Consider the following 15,347-nt stretch of genomic DNA (forward strand, 5'->3'; position numbering starts at 1 on the left):
CAATGGCGGCTTCCATGTCGAATGTAGGTTTGGTCATTTGAATATCCTTTTGGGTGTATATTACTCAAATGACACAGATTTATGAACACTACCCTGAGGTGGGCAAAGTCAGCCTAGAAACTCTGCTTCACTTGAAAGCGCCATTCCCAGCCGTCCACTTCATCGCCCCGGGTAAAGGGCACGCTGAAATCTATGTGGGCGACATGACCATAACTGGAGCGGGAAGAGTAGACTCTGGCACCTATACCGACTGAGCCTATGGGGCCTGAGACTTCGTTGTCATTGGCCATGGCACCACCAAAGGCCTGACCGACATCGATAAAGGCGGCCCAGCCCAATTCTGCCAGTTGGTAGAGGTTGATATTGGGGTAATAGCGGATTTCGCCGGTCAGCAGCCATTGATTATCACCGTGCTGGTAGTCGTTGGGATAACCGCGAATGCCGGTTTCATCCCCCAGCGCAAAGGGACGGTCGATATAGTTGTTGTTGGAGTTGGATAGCCGCACCTTGGAGTAGGCGGTCCACTTGGGGGTGAACTTATAGAAATACTCGGCGGCAACATTCACTTGATAAAAGTCCCGTTGCCGGGTGGCCAGGGTGGCTTCACCGCCAAATGCCAGCAACAGCAGCTCCTTGCCTTCAAAATAGCCGCGACTGCTGCGCCAGTTGAGGTGATAACCCAGGCTATCACTGTCTTTGGTTTCCAGCCCCAATTTAACGCTGTGATGCCAGCCGAGGTTGAAGTCTTCGTTATAGTTGACCAGGTGAATATTGGTCAGTACCCGAAAATCATCCTGCAAGTATTCCCATTCTACCCAGGGGTAGAGAAAGTCTCTGTCCTGAGGCAAGGGCTGCTGCGGGTATTGAGGCAGGGCGTAAAAGCTGTGCTTATCCTGAGTAACTCCAAGGCGTAATCTTTGCCGGCTCTGGTTTTCTTTGGCGAACATAAAGCCCCAGTAGAGGTTGCGATAGCGGAGCTCTTCATTGAATTCGTTGATGTCGAGGCCGTTTTGGCGAATGGTGTCGATTCTGTCTTCATCCAGATACTCGGCGCCGTAGGCGCGGGTGTCGTCAAGGGTATAGAAAGGCTTGTCAAAATACAGCTGTTTGGCCTGACCATCGCTGTTGTCATAGAAGTTGGCCGCTACAGTGGCGTTTTTGATTATGTTCAGCGGCATTTCGAATGCCACCTTGTAGCCGGTTCTGTCCTCGTCGGATTGGTACTTCAAACGGGTGCGGATCCCCAGACCCAGAATATTGTCGTCTTTCAACCCGACAGAGAAGCTGTTGTTGCCGCCGCTGCGTCCCAGGCTGATGGTGGGCAGCAGCGACCATTGATCCCAGGTTTCTACCAGCAAGGTTTCACCATCAGGCTGTTGATCGGCGCTGGGGTCGGCCTTGACCACAGAGATCTTGGCGTCTCTGAGATAGGGCTCACGCCTGAGAATTCGCTGCGCTTCTTCCAACTGCCTTGGGGTCACTTCCTGCCCTTCCTGAATACTGAGGCGATTGAGGATCACCGATTCCCGGGTATTGATATGCAAGGTGTTGGCCCAATTGTGCAGGAAGATGGCATTCTTGGCTGACTCGTCGAAAATCGGGTTGCTGACCACCACAATATTGCCAACCTTGAACCGCTCAGGGAGTGGATTTTGGCCTTGGGAAGACGAGGTGGTGCCATTGCCTGCGGTGCCGGTTTCGGCCAAAACGGAGAGGCTGGCAAACAGGGTTGCCAGAAGCAAGACACTGCGGCTTATTGCCATAGACTGCCCCTCTCGGTAGTGAATATCGGGCTGATATTCACACTTCAATAACACAACCGAATAGGCGGTTAGTCAAGAAGGCTGGCGAAATAAAGTAATGATTTAGCTTGTAATAAACTATCTTTCCCCGGCGCTAATGCCCACGGCAGCTGCATTTAGAGAGTATTTCTCGGCGGCACCACCACGTTGGAGAAGATGAGCCCGGCGATCAGCGACATGAATATCAGAAAGATCTGCGACCCCAGATGCGACTGGTTCAACATGGTTTCACCCGAGATAAGCACATTGAGGCCGATATAGGTCTTGGAGCCAGGTACCAGGATGACTATCCCTTGCAGCAGGGCGATGGAGGCCGGTGCCTTCATCCAGCGGGCAAACAGGTTGGCGTAAATACCCACGGCCAGGGCGCCGAAGAAGATCCCCAGAGAATCCCCCAGATAGAGGCCGCCGAACATGGCAGAGAAGAAGGCCACAATACCCGCCAGTACGCCCCAGGGGGCATCTTTGAGCCTGGCCTTGAAGATAAATACCAGCGCCATGGAGAGGATGGGCACCGCCGACCAGATGGCCCAGCGAGGCAGTGGTATGGGTTCGATATAGAGGGATTCTCCGAACAGGGCATTGCCTATTGCCACGCCGAGTACGGCACCGAAGTAGAGCTTGAACAGCAGCATTACCGCATCCATGATCCTCATGGTGCCTGACATAAGATCCCTTGCCGCCAGTTCGGCCAGGCCCAGGGTCAGTGCCAGGCCGGGAATAAAGACGATAATCCCCGACAGCACCACCACAGGGATATTCAGCCCGGCATCCAGTTGCGCCAGGCCACAGGCGGCAAAACCGGCCAGCATGGCGGCCAGGGGTTCCAGCAGTTCGGCCATCCTTCGCGAGCGCTCGGCGCTGAATACCAAGCCATAGACCAGCATGCCTATCAAGGCCGACCAGAACACATCATTCCAGCTGCTGCCCATCAGCATGGCAAAGGCGGCGGCCGAGGTGCCAAAGGCGCCCAGGGTTAACATTGGGCCATAGGGATTGGGCTTGTTGGCTATCTCATCCAGCCGTTCCAGCGCTTCACTCAGGCTGCGTTGCCCCAGGCTCAGTTCCTGCACCAGGGCGTCGGTGCGGGCCAGCGACCCCAGATCCAGCTCGCCGGGTTTGACCCTGGCAACATGGTTGTATTCCTGATCTGTGTCGTGCTGCAGCACAAAGGTCATCGAAGTGGGGGAGATCAGAAAATAGCCTTCGATGCCGAGCGTCTTGGCCACTGTCTGCAAGTGGGTTTCGAGCCGATAAGCCGGGGTGCCGAACTTATGCAGAGCCTTACCCAACTTGATGATAAAACGGCGCTTTTCAATGAATTCTTGATTATCCACTCGGTTTCCCACTGTGCCCTTGATTGGATGGACGGCTTTTGGCCCGCGCGGATTCTACAGCAAGGGTAGTGAATCCGGTTAATGACATTTTAAAAATTATTTCCTTTATGTGAGCCTAAGTGCAAGCTTGTTGCGTTAAGGTTGGTGTGCGCACCTGGATTTTGTGGGGCCAATAGGGGCTGAATAGAGAAGGTTAAAAAGGAGAGTTTGAAATTATGTCATTGTTTATATCGGGTTTTTATGCCGCTCTGACGGGGCTTTTGGTCTTGGTTTTGGCCTACCGGGTGGTAGGGCTGCGCCGTGCTTACAAGATAGGCCTGGGCGATGGTGGTAACGATGCACTGTATCTGGCCAACCGGGTACACGGCAACCTGCTGGAAAATGCCCCGATAGCCTTGCTGCTTTTGGTGCTGGCCGAGGCCAACGGCATGGCCGGCGTTTGGTTACATCTACTGGGGACGATTTGGCTGGTGGCCAGATTGCTGCATGCCATAGGTCTGACCCAGGGTAAGGGCGGTTACCACCCGGGCCGATTCCTCGGCACCTTGTTCACCTGGATAAGCATACTTGTGCTGGCGCTGTTTAATCTCTGGCAGTATGTGGGGCGCTTGCTGCTCTGAACCCGAGAGAAGCCACAATCTAAGTAGGGCCTTGGCTTGCAGGCACAAGCAAGGGGTACAAATAGTCGGCAGTTGGTGAAAAATCAGTCACACTTAACCCGGCTAGCCTGTTATACTCCGCGGCCCTGAGGCAGCGTGGCTGCCGTGTGTCGAATCCTCTGATGGTCAGTCTCAAATGCAAGTCGAATCCAGCTTATTTCAGTATCCCAAGTATTGGGCCGAGTGTTACGGCACGGCCCCCTTTCTGCCCATGTCCCGTAAGGAGATGGAACAACTGGGATGGGACAGCTGTGATGTGATCCTGGTGACCGGTGATGCCTATGTGGATCACCCCAGTTTCGGCATGGCGGTGATTGGCCGTTTGCTGGAAGCGCAGGGATTCAGAGTGGGGATCATCTCGCAGCCGGATTGGTCCAGCAAAGAGGCCTTTATGAGCCTGGGTAAGCCGAATCTGTTTTTCGGGGTCACTGCCGGCAATATGGATTCGATGATCAACCGTTATACAGCCGATCGTAAACTGCGCCACGACGATGCCTATACCGCAGGCAATGAAGGCGGCAAGCGCCCGGATCGCGCCGTGACTGTATATACCCAACGCTGTAAGGAAGCCTTTAAAGAGGTGCCCGTGGTCATAGGCGGTATCGAGGCCAGCCTGCGGCGGATTGCCCACTATGACTATTGGTCCGACAAAGTGCGCCGCAGTGTGATTTTTGATGCCAAGGCCGATATCCTGATCTACGGCAATGCCGAGCGGCCGCTGGTGGAAGTGGCGCACCGTCTCGCCAAGGGTGAAACCATGGCGCAGATGCAGAATATCCGTGGCACAGCGGTTATCCGAAAAGAGCCACTGCCAGAATGGCGCGGCATGGACTCGCGCAAGATAGATCAGTTGCATAAAATTGACCCCATCCCCAATCCCTATGGCGCCGATGATGTCGGCTGCCAGAACTTGTCCGGGCCATCCGACAAGAAGATCTTCGACAACGATGCTCCCAAGCCCATCAGTGTGCAGCCACCCAAGCCAAGACCCTGGGAGCAGACCTATGTGTTGCTGCCGGCCTTCGAGCGGGTGAGTGAAGACAGATACCTGTACGCCCATGCATCGAGGATTTTGCATCAGGAGCAGAACCCAGGTTGTGCCAGAGCCCTGTTCCAGCCCCACGGCGACCGTGGTGTTTGGGTCAACCCACCGGCCTGGCCGCTCAACACAGATGAGATGGATGCGGTATTCGACTTGCCTTACGCCAGGGTGCCACACCCGGTTTACGGCAAGGCCAAGATCCCGGCCTACGACATGATCAAGACCTCAATCAATATCATGCGAGGCTGTTTCGGTGGCTGCTCATTTTGCTCGATAACCGAGCATGAAGGGCGGATTATCCAGAGCCGCTCGAAAGAATCCATTATCAAAGAAATTAAAGATATACAGCAGAAAGTGCCCGGCTTTACCGGGGTGATTTCCGATCTCGGCGGCCCAACGGCCAACATGTATCGTCTCGGCTGCAAGAGCGAAAAGGCCGAAAAGACCTGTCGGCGCTTATCCTGTGTCTTTCCCGGCATCTGTGGCCATTTGGACACAGATCATCAGCACACCATAGATCTGTACCGCGCCGCCCGGGATGTTCCCGGGATCAAGAAGGTGCTGATCGCCTCCGGCGTGCGGTATGACCTGGCGATTGAAGATCCGCGTTACGTTAAAGAGCTGGCCAAGCACCATGTGGGTGGCTATCTCAAGATAGCGCCGGAACATACCGAAGAGGGGCCTTTATCCAAGATGATGAAGCCAGGTATGGGCACCTACGACAAGTTCAAGGAGCTGTTCGACCAATACTCGGCCGAAGCGGGTAAGCAGCAGTATCTGATCCCCTATTTTATTTCCGCTCACCCGGGCACCACGGACGAGGACATGCTCAACCTGGCGCTGTGGCTCAAAGAGCGTAAGTTTAAGCTGGATCAGGTGCAGAACTTCTACCCATCGCCTATGGCTAATGCCACGACCATCTACCACACAGAGCTGAACTCGTTGAAAAACGTCAAACACAGCAGCGAACAGGTGCCGGTGGCCAAGAAGGGGCGTCAGCGGCGACTGCACAAGGCCTTGCTGCGCTATCACGACAGCGCAGGTTGGCCGCTGATCCGCGAGGCGCTTATCGCCATGGGGAAACAGCATCTTATCGGCACCGGGCCACAGCATCTGGTGCCCCCGGAAGGCCGCGCCGAAGCCTGGGCCGGTAAGCATAACCGCAAGGGGGCCGACAAGGGCCGCCAGGGACTCACCCGTTTCAGCGACAATCAGTTTGCAGAGCGCAGCGGCAAAGCCGCAAAGGGTAAGTCCACTGAAGGGGCCAAAGGCGGTAACAAGGCCGGAAAAGGCAAGGGCGGCGACCACACAACAGGCAAACCGACAACAGCTAAAGGCTCCAAGCCCGGCAGTGGCAAAGCCAGACCCGGAGCCAGGCCTGTCTTTGGCCATGCACAAAGCCATGCTCAGGGTAAAAATCAGGGCAAAAGTCAGGGTAAGAAACCCAAGTAAGAACTCAAGCGCTATCCATTATCACTAAAATGGAAAGCAGGAGCGCTGAGCCAAGGGGCCGCGCTCCCTCCAACACTTCTCAGAGGCTATCCCTAAGTCTCTGCGCCGGATAAGGTCCTTACCTGGCCAAGCTTAGTGCGAATACGTTCGATACAGGCACCGGGATTCTTCAACCAGAGTCCATAGCTGATGGGCAACATGGGCACCTTGGCCCGCTGCAGTATCTTGTATGTGTCCAGTTCAAAAAAGTCCATCCAGGGGCCGGGAAAGCCGATGAGATCCAGCGCCAGATACTCGCCCTGCCAGCGGCAGAGGATATCCACCTCTGTGCCGGCTAGCTCATAGCCTGGCCAGGTTTCGATATTGTGCCCGGCCAAGGCGTCACAGAGCTGGCGCTGAAACTTATCAAGGTGATCATTTTGCCTGTGCCGAGCATTGAATTGACGGCTGGATTCCAGATAACGGCGCAGTAAGGAATGACTCGGCAGTTCTTGGGCCGCTACCGAAACAAACAGGTGCTGTTGTTCCCGGGCGCGGGTGATGGCCACATTGAACACATCTTCACGGTTGAGGTATACCGCGGCTCTCTTGCTCTGTGGGTCAACGGCGAAGGAGAGATACATGATGTCGCGCTCCTCCCCCTGAAAACCAAAGGGGGTGTCGGCCCGCAGGCGATACTTTTCCAGTTCGGTGGCGGAAAACTGTTTGAACAAAGCATCGGCCAGCGCATCGGCCTGAGCCCTAAAAGGCGATAACACTCCCAGCGACTTGGTCATTCCCGCTTGCTCGCAGGTGTCTATCTGCTGCCTTATCAGGTTGCACAGTGCACTGATTTCAGCCTGGTTGACTCCCTGTTCACTGCGCTCGCCCATCACTGAGTGCAGATGCAGATGGCCGCTGCTGGTACAGGGTCTGTGCTGCATTATCCGCAGCCGCTGCTGATAAAACTGCGAGTTGCTGAAGCTGATAAGCTCGGGAGCGCTGCGAAAGTGTTCATCGAGAAAGGCGACCTGCTGCTGGGAGGCTATCTGCTCGGCCACCAGATCCAAAATTGATTTATCGCGATAGCTGCAGATGCCGGGTTGCGCTGTGGAAACGCCATGCAGTTGTTGCAACGCCAGCTCTTTGCTGCGGGACAGGAAGGAGATATGCCTGAGCTGCTTGCCATCGCCGACCACCAGTGCCCGTTTGGCCCGAAACAGCGCCGGTAAGGCGCTGGTGATATTGCTCTGGCTGGCTTCATCGAAGATAACCAGATCGAATAGTTCCCGCTGCAATGGCAATACCTTGTGTAGGGTATTGAGGCTCACCAGCCAGATGGGAAATGCCTGCTGCAACACCTGGTAATCCAAGGTATCGAACAGTGCAAACTGCCGCTGTGAGGTGCGGGAACGAATCGCCTGATTGAAAGTTTGCAGCTGTTGTCTGTGGTTGTTCAGCAAATCGGCGACCCGACTGGCTTTGACATTTTGCAGCAACTTGGCTGCCAGCGCCTCTTTGGTTGTCAGGCTATCGTTCAACTCATCCAGGGTGTTCCAATGTTGGCTCAGGTTCTCCATGTTGTGGCCAAACAGAGCAAGATAGAGCTGTAACAACCAGCGCCGCTGTGAGCGTTCCAGTTTGTGCAGCCTTTGACCGCGGCGAATGGCGCGACGTAAAAATCGCAGCAGCCGGCGTTCTGAGTTGTCCAGTTGCCGGTTCAATATATTGAGCTGGCTTTCCAACTGCCTCGGCGGGGTAAACTCAGGGGAATGATAGCCGTCCAGCAGATTGCTGAGATAATCCTTAAGCTGTTTCAGGAAGGCCTTTTGTCCCGCCCGCAAGCTGATGTCCTTGAGCCCGAACTGGCTCTCAAGCTTGTCGTTGATAACATCGAGTGCATGCTCGTTGTTGGCGACGATCAGCACAGACTCGCCCCGGGCCATATGCTCGGTCGCGACGGCGGCTATGGTATAGCTCTTGCCGGTTCCCGGCGGCCCGACAACGCAGCCAAGACTGTGGCCGGCGCCTATTTCCAGCACTTGCTGCTGTGCCCGGGACAGGAGGCAGGGCAGGTACTGGCTTTTGAGCTGGCGCTTGGCTTCGGTCTTGGGGGGCAGTTGTGCTCCCATCAGATTCTGCAGCGGCGCCGAGAGTTCGGCCGCATTCATCATGGCAGAGATCTCATGCAGAATACCGCGGCTGGCGCTGGGGCGTTTCAGAAACACCAGTGCCGATGCCGGCACCAGAGTTAACTTACGTTTGCGGGTCAGGCGGGCGAGGCTGTCATAGCCTGTCAGTTTGGGAAATCCCAGCAGCCCCAGGGCATCTATGTTCTGGTGGCTCTGGCTCAACAGCGAGGTCCAGCTGTCGGGGCGCTCGGGAGCGAAGATCCCATCCAAGCCGGCTTCCATAGTGTCTTCCGGCAGTAACAGCCGCAGCAAGGGTTCGTTAATCTGCAGTGCCCCCTCTTTGAGGGAAACATAGAAGCTGCCGTTATCCTCTTCCAACTGGGCATCTTTAAAAACCAGAGGGCTGAGTACAGTGCGTGTCTGCCCCTCTTCCTTTAATTGGCCGACCACAAAATGGGAAACATAAAGCAGTTGGCGCTCGCGTTGGTACATGGCGATTCTAGGCAGGAGTTGCGCCCCGGCTTCATGGGCGATTGGCTGTCTTGGCAGGAAACCCGAAAGCAGCGAGTCCTCGCCCTCAATAAACAGCCTGTCTTCCTGGTTTAGTTTGCCAAGGTGCCACAGATTAAGATCGACACAATCTTCCTTATAGCAATCCTGGTAGTAAGCGAGTAATGGTTTGGCGGGCATAACTTTGGCTACTTTTTTTGCGGTGGCGCGGCTGCGTCCACTGAAGCCGCGGGATGGCAAGTATCCTAACGGTTTAGGCTTAAGCTTTCCAGAAGTGCGCCATGATGTCAGTCGCTTGGAATTCTTGGTCGGAGCCGGTCGGAACGCGCGGTAATTTAGGCTGTTGCAAATAAAAAAGACCACCCTGGAAGGAAGTGGGTTCAGGGTGGCCGAGCGTGCCTGGCAAAAGGAGGTTGCCAGCAATGGAGCGGGAGTGTGCCGCTATAGAAGTTCAGTTAAAAGAAGTAGTTGATCCCCACGGCGAAGTTATTGTCCTGGGCGGCATCTTCGGCCGGGTCATCCATGTCGCTGAAGTCCAGCTTGGCCTCAAAGAACATCACTGTGTCTCTGCTGTATCTGTAGTGCAGACCCAGCATGGCAAATTGGCGACGCCAGTTCCCTTGAATGGCGCTGTGTTGATCTGTATCCAGATCCAGGTAGCTCAACATGGCGATGGGCACAAAGCCGTTGTCGTATTGGTAGGCAACCATCAGCTCGGCGCCGGTGGCGTCGTAAAGTTCACCGCCAACCAGTTCGTTGTTGTCACTCTTGTGGGCGTTGAAACCCACATACAAACCGCTGGCTTCACGGTTGGGTGCATAGTGATAATAGTCACCATACATGGCACCTAAGCCTATTATCTGGTTGGTCACCTTGAGTTCAGTGCCTTCCAGGTGGCCGTCGATATCACCACGGTTGAAGCCGGCCAGCAGCTTGAACTTGTCGGTGACGCTGTAGGTCAGGCTGGCACCGTAGCTGGAATCAAAGTCCAGTTCAGAGTTGGCCAGTGGTTCGCCGTTGCTGTCCTGTACCGAGACCTCACCATCTTGCTTGGCGGCGTATTGCAGTGCCAGATGCAGCGGGCCAAAGTCATTGCGGTACTGGAATGCGGCATCGGCGCGCCCGGTCCCTGTCAGACCACCATCACCGAAGGTGTAAGCACCGACGGCATAACCGGCCACGACATTGGGTAAGTCTGTGGTCCCGGCCACGTCATAATAGGCGCCCCACTGTTTCCCGAAGGTTAGGCTACCCCAGGTATCGTGGGACAGACCGACATAACCCAGGCGGTTGTTGAGGAAGTCATCGGTTTTCTCGGCAGCCAGTCTGCCGCCCTGTAGCACCAGATTGTCATCACTGGTGACCATGTTGATGCCCCATTCGGTGACGGCATAGGCGGTCCAGCCATTGCGTTCTTTGCGCTCGAAGCTCAAACGTATTCTTGATGTGTCGTCAATCACTGAGGTCTCGTGGCCATCATTGTAGGCGGCGAAACCCAGCCAGCCGCTGATGCCAAAGCTGTTGCTGTCATCCTTGTACAGCTCGATTGCCTGGGCTGAGCCGCAGAGCAGCAGCGCAGGGATTGCCAGCGCCAGTATTGTCTTGTTCATAGTCCACCTCATCCAATATTGTTATTGATTTAACTTTTGGGTGGCGCGCACGCCGGGGAGTGCGCGCCCGTACGCCTTAAGCGTGTTTCAATTGCTGTTTGGCATTTTTGTTGGAAATGACGCCGAACAGGGTCCAACCGAAGAAGGTGGCAATAGACCCCAGCATCACAGCGGTTTCCCCTGAGCTATAGAGGGCATAGAAGCTGTACAGGGCACCAATTACGGCCATAAAGTTGGCAATTCGGGCTTGTTTTACAGGGATATTCAATTGCTTTTGCATCACACCCAGAGCAGCCATGGAAAGGATATAAGGGATGATGTTGGTGACCACGGCCAGGTTAACCAGCGCCTCAAACTGTTTGCTCAGTGAGGGGCTGATGGTCATCAGTGACAGTACGGTTTGTATAGAGACTATGATCAGCATGCCGACAACCGGGGCGTCTTTCTTGGTCACTTTGGAGAAGGCTTTAGGGAAGAAACCTTCATCGGCAGATGACTTGAACACCTGGGCGATGGTGAACTGCCAACCCAGCAGGGAGCCGGTACAAGAGATGATGGCGCAGGCCATGACAATGGAACCGATAGTGGGGTTGAACATCTGCGCGAAGGCCAGACCGAAAGGTGCATTGGACAGCGCCAGCTCACCGTTGGGCACAATACCGGCGATCACATTGGTAGAGATGATATAGATAACCGCTGCACCTATGGTGCCGCCCATTACCGCGATAGGCACGTTTTTCTCTGGGTTCTCTACTGCTTCAGCGTTGGCGCAGGCAGATTCCAATCCCAGGAAGGCCCACAGTGTCATGGCGATTGAGCCACCCAGAGCCTTGAAGAATGGCATGTCGTGGGGGTTCCAGGCCGCCTTGTACAGGTCTAAGTCGAACCAGTACCAACCTATGATGGACACCCCGATAACCGGAATGATAATCCCCCACACTGTGATACTGGATACCTGACCTGTGATGCGGGCGCCACCGAAGTTAGCCACAGTGGCCAACCAGAGCACACCTATGGTGGACAGACAGATGGCTATGGGGCTGAGTTCGACACCGAACAGCACGGCACCATAACCCACAGCGGAAATCGCGATGGCCACGTTGGCGATCAACAGAGATACCGCATAGGTATAGTTGGCCATAAAGTTGCCACTGCGACCGAAGGCATACTCGGCATAACCGCCCATACCACCGGATTTTTTGCTGAACATACCGCACTTGGCAAAGGCGTAGGCCAATGCCGTTGAACCCGCCGCTGTCACCAACCAGGACAGAATTGAAATCGTTCCCACCTGAGCCAGCTGGGTTGGCAGCATAATGATACCTGAGCCCATCATGTTCACTATGGTGAGTATGGTTAACTGAACCACGCCAATTTTATTATTTGCTTTGCTCATAATTATTTACCTAAGTCATGTTGCCAGGTGGCGGGGCGCCATGCCCCGCCGCTTATGGTTAAGCTTTCAGGACATAGCCCATGGCCTGTTGCCGGCCTTCAGGGGTTTGTTCCAGATACACGCCCTGCAGCTCAGGTGAGAAACCCGGCAGCAGATTGATCCCTTCTTCCAGGGCGAGGAAGTAACGTTGAACTGCGCCGCCCCAAATCTCGCCGGGAACCACACAGAGCACTCCCGGTGGATAAGGCAGGGCGCCTTCAGCCGCGATGCGACCTTCCACCTGTGACAGGGGCACCAGCTCCACATTGCCGCGGATAAACTCTATGTTGGCTTCCTGTGGGTTCATCATGGCTTTGGGGAAGTGAGCCTGACGGAACATCTCTTTTTGCAGCTGTTTTACGTCATGACTGACATAGAGGTCATGCATCTCCTGACACAGCTGGCGTATGGTGTAACCCTGATAGCGTTCCTTGTTGGCGTTGTAGACATTGGGCAGCACTTCAGACAGCGGCGCATCTTCATCGACCAGCTTCTCGAAGCGGGCAATCTGAGATACCAGATGCTGCATCTTGGCCATGTTTTCGGCCGGGGTGATCAGGAACAGAATCGAGTTGAGGTCGCACTTCTCCGGAATGATGTTATTTTCACGCAGGAAGTTGGCCAGAATCGTCGCCGGAATACCGAAGTTGGTGTACTTGCCGGTTTCGGCATCGATACCCGGAGTCGTCAGCAGGAACTTACAAGGGTCGACGAAGTATTGGCCTTTCTCATATCCCTCGAAGGCATGCCATTTCTGACCGGGTTCGAATTCGAAGAAGCGCAGGTCATCGGCCATCTGTTCGGTTTCATGAGCCTGCCACGGGGTACCTTCTATCATTGGCGGAATGAATGGCTTGATATATTTGCACTTTTTCAGCAGCAGTTTACGGGCTTCGATACCGGCTTTCACCGCCTCACGCCACAGGAAGCGGCCACTGGCGCCTTCGTGCATCTTGGCGTTGACATCCAGTGCGGCAAACAACGGGTAGAAGGGGCTGGTGGAGGCGTGCAACATAAAGGCGTTGTTGAAACGTTTATGGTTGCAGTATCTGTCCTGGCCTTTGATATGGCTGTCTTTCTTGTGGATTTGCGAGGTTTGTGAGAAACCGGCCTGCTGTTTGTGTACCGACTGGGTCACCAGGATCCCCGGATCTTCTGCGCTCAGCTCCAGCAACAGCGGTGAGCAGTCGTTCATCATGGGGATAAACTGCTCATAGCCCACCCAGGCGGAGTCAAACAATATGTAGTCACACAGGTGACCTATCTTGTCCACGACCTGACGGGCGTTATATATGGTGCCGTCGTAGGTACCCAGCTGGATCACCGCCAGGCGGAAGGGGCGCTTGGCATCGGCACGGCTGGGGTCAACCTTGCGCACTTCTTCGCGCAGATAGCTTTCGCTGAAACAATGGGCATCGATACCGCCGATAAAGCCGAAGGGGTTACGGGCGGTTTCCAGATAAACCGGGGTAGCTCCGGCCTGGATCAGCGCGCCGTGGTGGTTTGACTTATGGTTGTTGCGGTCAAACAGTACCAGATCGCCCTTGGTCAATAGGGCATTACACACCACCTTGTTGGAGGCCGAAGTGCCGTTGAGGACAAAGTAAGTCTTGTCGGCATTGAATACCTTGGCGGCATGCTTCTGGGCATCACAGGGGGCACCTTCGTGGATCAACAGGTCGCCCAGTCTGACGTCGGCGTTACACATGTCGGCGCGAAATACTGTTTCACCAAAAAAATCAAAAAACTGGCGGCCAACCGGGTGCTTGCGGAAAAACTGGCCGCCTTGGTGTCCTGGGCAAGCAAAGGTGGAGTTACCCATATCGACATACTTTTTCAGCGTGCCGAAGAAAGGTGGCAACAGCGCTTGCTCATATTTATTGAGTGCAGTTTCTACCTGTTTGCCGTAAAACGCGGTACTGCTGCTGGCGCACAGCTCGAATACGCCGGTAATGGCAGAGCAGATATCATCTGGGAAGGTTTCTTCACAACATACGGCGACGAAAATGGGTAGCTTTAGGCCTGTATTGTTGATTTTGTCGACTATGCCGTTATTAACGTCTGTTACTGAAACAACCACGGCACCAATATCGCAAAAATCGGTAGTTAATACGTTGACAACTTCTCTTTCAGTATCAAAACAAGAACGAACAGATAAACTTGCTGCAATTTTTAATGATTTCATAAAATAACCTTGTTTAAAAAAGTCAGCAGGGCTCGTATCGGAAAATAAATTCCAATATTAAAATTTAGATAAAGTCAGCCCTGGGCTGATATATTCAAGCAGCGATATTTAAGTAAGGCGTAGAGATACCATGACGAATGCTTCGCCAGAGAATAAGGTATAAGAAAGCCTTACCAATACGCGTGCAGGATATTACCGGCCGAGTAAAAGCAACTAATTGTATGTATTGGGGATACTAAGGAGATGGATGCGCGGAGCAGCCTATCTCCATTAGTTGGAGAGGGCTGTGGCAGGGAAAAAGAAAGCGTGGTCAAAATAATCACGATGGGTCGGCATCATGATATGTCGGGTGCGCCTTATATGCGCCATGATTTTAGACTTTCTCTTCATATACTGCTCCGTTACGTCTAGAGAAAAGCACTGGTGATAACTTAATGGCGAGTTTATATCTGGGCAAAAAATAAAAGTATGAGCCAAGTCATAATTCTAATTAGTTGTTAAGGAATGTATCTGGGTGATTTAAAAAATTATTGTTTTTAATAGCTTGTATTAAAAATTTACACCTTATAGTTATATTTGCTGTAGATAATTAATGAGATGGTAATTATCTGAATTAAATTTTTATGTGTTATGGAATGTTATTGTTGGGTTCTTATCTACTTTTATTGCATCAACATTCAGCCGATCATGGTTGTTGCACAAAGGTAAATAAGTGGGTTGATTATTCCAATAATGACTCTTTTGAGTGATGCTTGACGTTAGCCAGGTCAGGGTTGAATACTGTCCTCTTTATTGGTTGTGGAGAGTGAGATGGAACAAGAGCAATACAGCGACAGTGGTTTTTGGGCCAAGCTCAAGGATTACGCCAAGCAGGCTGGTCGGGAAGTCGTCCAGAAGGCGCTCTGGCTATACTACGCCGCCCAGAGGCCAGATACCCCAAAATGGGCCAAAGCCGCAATATTTGGTGCCTTGGCCTATTTTATTACTCCTTTGGATGCCATTCCGGATCTGACCCCCTTGGTGGGTTTCAGTGATGATCTCGGTGCTTTGGCGGCGGCACTTGCCATGGTGAGTCTTTATGTGAACGCCGAGGTGAAACAGGAAGCTGATCAGACGCTGAAGCGTTGGTTTGACTAAACGAGTACCCTTAAGCCGGTTTTATACTAAACCTTGTTTAAGGGTTTGTCTCAGTTGCCGTTGGGAA

10 protein-coding genes are annotated in these 15,347 nt (G+C 53.6%); 3 read left to right on the forward strand and 7 right to left on the reverse strand.

Annotation, left to right across the window (positions count from 1 at the left end):
* Positions 1-113: 113 nt before the first annotated feature.
* The gene (locus tag ACMHXH_RS00445) at positions 114-1,763 is read right to left on the reverse strand and encodes a ShlB/FhaC/HecB family hemolysin secretion/activation protein (RefSeq protein ID WP_039035851.1); all 1,650 of its coding nucleotides are present in this window, start codon (positions 1,761-1,763) and stop codon (positions 114-116) included.
* A gap of 155 nt (positions 1,764-1,918) precedes the next feature.
* Positions 1,919-3,139 (reverse strand): threonine/serine ThrE exporter family protein, encoded by a 1,221-nt coding sequence (locus tag ACMHXH_RS00450; RefSeq protein WP_039035850.1) that lies wholly within the window; start codon positions 3,137-3,139, stop codon positions 1,919-1,921.
* Between the two features lie 215 nt (positions 3,140-3,354).
* Between ACMHXH_RS00450 and ACMHXH_RS00455 the strand changes: the two genes are divergently transcribed.
* Together ACMHXH_RS00455 and ACMHXH_RS00460 are read left to right on the forward strand one after the other, a co-directional pair.
* A complete protein-coding gene (locus ACMHXH_RS00455; RefSeq protein ID WP_039035849.1) occupies positions 3,355-3,759 on the forward strand; it encodes an MAPEG family protein in 405 nt (134 codons plus the stop codon).
* Positions 3,760-3,934: 175 nt separating this feature from the next.
* Positions 3,935-6,292 carry a YgiQ family radical SAM protein gene (locus tag ACMHXH_RS00460; RefSeq protein ID WP_335912670.1) on the forward strand — a complete coding sequence of 786 codons (2,358 nt, stop codon included), beginning with the start codon at positions 3,935-3,937 and terminating at the stop codon, positions 6,290-6,292.
* A gap of 92 nt (positions 6,293-6,384) precedes the next feature.
* Here ACMHXH_RS00460 and ACMHXH_RS00465 read toward each other — a convergent pair whose 3' ends face one another.
* From ACMHXH_RS00465 to speFL, 5 genes are all read right to left on the reverse strand, one after another.
* Complete coding sequence (locus ACMHXH_RS00465; RefSeq protein ID WP_335912668.1) at positions 6,385-9,093, reverse strand: DEAD/DEAH box helicase; 2,709 nt, start codon at positions 9,091-9,093, stop codon at positions 6,385-6,387.
* Between the two features lie 275 nt (positions 9,094-9,368).
* Entirely contained in the window at positions 9,369-10,523 is a 1,155-nt protein-coding gene (locus tag ACMHXH_RS00470; protein ID WP_234501181.1) for a porin, read from the reverse strand.
* Between the two features lie 76 nt (positions 10,524-10,599).
* Complete coding sequence (gene potE / locus ACMHXH_RS00475) at positions 10,600-11,919, reverse strand: putrescine-ornithine antiporter (RefSeq protein WP_039035845.1); 1,320 nt, start codon at positions 11,917-11,919, stop codon at positions 10,600-10,602.
* A 58-nt stretch (positions 11,920-11,977) separates the two neighbouring features.
* Positions 11,978-14,143: an ornithine decarboxylase SpeF gene (gene speF / locus ACMHXH_RS00480; protein WP_335912664.1), complete on the reverse strand. Its 2,166-nt coding sequence runs from the start codon at positions 14,141-14,143 to the stop codon at positions 11,978-11,980.
* A 270-nt stretch (positions 14,144-14,413) separates the two neighbouring features.
* Positions 14,414-14,533: a leader peptide SpeFL gene (gene speFL, locus ACMHXH_RS00485; RefSeq protein WP_082014364.1), complete on the reverse strand. Its 120-nt coding sequence runs from the start codon at positions 14,531-14,533 to the stop codon at positions 14,414-14,416.
* A gap of 420 nt (positions 14,534-14,953) precedes the next feature.
* On the opposite strand from speFL, the gene ACMHXH_RS00490 reads away from it, so the two are divergent.
* Positions 14,954-15,280, forward strand: coding sequence for a YkvA family protein (locus tag ACMHXH_RS00490; RefSeq protein ID WP_039035843.1), 327 nt, complete (start codon positions 14,954-14,956; stop codon positions 15,278-15,280).
* Positions 15,281-15,347 lie beyond the last annotated feature (67 nt).

It is taken from the genome of Shewanella sp. BJSY2023SW001, assembly GCF_047314685.1.
In the GTDB taxonomy this organism is placed as follows: domain Bacteria; phylum Pseudomonadota; class Gammaproteobacteria; order Enterobacterales; family Shewanellaceae; genus Shewanella; species Shewanella indica.

Bases quoted from the DNA above. Each gene is read 5' to 3' on its own strand.
- ACMHXH_RS00490 (WP_039035843.1), top strand. From the start codon at position 14,954: ATGGAACAAGAGCAATACAGCGACAGTGGTTTTTGGGCCAAGCTCAAG.
- ACMHXH_RS00445 (WP_039035851.1), bottom strand. From the start codon at position 1,763: ATGGCAATAAGCCGCAGTGTCTTGCTTCTGGCAACCCTGTTTGCCAGC.
- speFL (WP_082014364.1), bottom strand. From the start codon at position 14,533: ATGAAGAGAAAGTCTAAAATCATGGCGCATATAAGGCGCACCCGACAT.
- ACMHXH_RS00460 (WP_335912670.1), top strand. From the start codon at position 3,935: ATGCAAGTCGAATCCAGCTTATTTCAGTATCCCAAGTATTGGGCCGAG.
- ACMHXH_RS00455 (WP_039035849.1), top strand. From the start codon at position 3,355: ATGTCATTGTTTATATCGGGTTTTTATGCCGCTCTGACGGGGCTTTTG.
- ACMHXH_RS00465 (WP_335912668.1), bottom strand. From the start codon at position 9,093: ATGCCCGCCAAACCATTACTCGCTTACTACCAGGATTGCTATAAGGAA.
- speF (WP_335912664.1), bottom strand. From the start codon at position 14,143: ATGAAATCATTAAAAATTGCAGCAAGTTTATCTGTTCGTTCTTGTTTT.
- ACMHXH_RS00470 (WP_234501181.1), bottom strand. From the start codon at position 10,523: ATGAACAAGACAATACTGGCGCTGGCAATCCCTGCGCTGCTGCTCTGC.
- potE (WP_039035845.1), bottom strand. From the start codon at position 11,919: ATGAGCAAAGCAAATAATAAAATTGGCGTGGTTCAGTTAACCATACTC.